Source organism: bacterium (assembly GCA_020440705.1).
Classification (GTDB): Bacteria; Krumholzibacteriota; Krumholzibacteriia; order LZORAL124-64-63; family LZORAL124-64-63; genus JAGRNP01.
The window spans coordinates 1-595 of sequence record JAGRNP010000320.1 but is presented as its reverse complement, the minus strand read 5'-3'; the positions used below and the strand labels follow the sequence as shown (position 1 = coordinate 595).

At 71.9% G+C, this 595-nt stretch carries 1 protein-coding gene; it reads right to left on the bottom strand.

The genetic code is table 11. The annotated features are described in order from the left end of the window. On the bottom strand, nt 1-595 hold a 595-nt coding region (locus tag KDM41_18590; protein ID MCB1185432.1), incomplete at both ends, for an FG-GAP repeat protein.

Below are 595 nucleotides of genomic sequence, written 5' to 3'. Positions count from 1 at the left end.
CCCCGTTCCGCAGCCAGCGCAGGAGCTGACCCGTCGCTCCCGAGTAGACGCGTACGCTCCCGCGCGAGTCCGCGGCCGAGACGTCCTGGCGGGTCCCGATGGCGAAGTCCGCGGAACCGTCCCCGTTGAAGTCGCCGATCCCGGCGACCGCGGAGCCGAACCGCTGGTAGCGCGAGTCCGCGGTCATGTAGTGCAGCACGGAGCCGTCGAATCCGGAGAGCACCGTCACGAAGTCGTCCGCCCAGGGACCGCCCGGGACCACGAGCTGTCCGTCGTCCGGGAGGAACGGGGCGCCGATCATCACGTCGGCGAAGCCGTCGCCGTTCACGTCCCCGGCGCCGGCCAGGCGCCACCCGAAGAACTCGTTCACGTGGTCGATGCCGGTCACGGCGCTGGTCCACGAGTACAGCACGCCCGTGGTCGCGCCCGAGATCACGGTCACGAGTACGAGGCGACCCGAGACGCTCGCGCGCGGTGCCGAGACGACGAGGTCGGCGAAGCCGTCCGCGTTCACGTCCCCCGCGGCCGCGACCGCCTGGCCGCAGGAGTCGCCGAGCGTCGTCGCGTCGCCCGTGAACAGGATCGAGTCGTCGAG